Below are 270 nucleotides of genomic sequence, written 5' to 3'. Positions count from 1 at the left end.
CTCTCGATCCCGTTCTACGTGATAGAAAGCGACAGCTACGGGTTCCTGCCGCGAGAGTCTGCGCAGTACTTTGCCAAATACCTTCCGATCGAAATTCTGCCGCTCGCTTCAGACGAGCTGCGCCCGTGGCATCCGCAGATTCTCTGGCATTCGAGAAGCAACGCGGACTACGAGCTCCAATGGCTTCGTTCAACGATCGTCCGACACTTTCAGCGCGCACACGGCGGGGCAGAAGCGGTTGACATTATTCGTTGATGTCGGACCTTCTTC

At 56.3% G+C, this 270-nt stretch carries 1 pseudogene; it reads left to right on the top strand.

From position 1 onward, the window contains the following. Positions 1-255 (top strand): annotated as a pseudogene (locus H6A60_RS13180) (hypothetical protein); the annotation flags it as partial. Positions 256-270: the final 15 nt, after the last annotated feature.

This window comes from Sutterella massiliensis, from assembly GCF_016899755.1.
Lineage (GTDB): Bacteria > Pseudomonadota > Gammaproteobacteria > Burkholderiales > Burkholderiaceae_F > Sutterella > Sutterella massiliensis.
The sequence above is the reverse complement of the archived record's forward strand: the minus strand, read 5'-3'. Positions and strand labels throughout refer to the sequence as shown.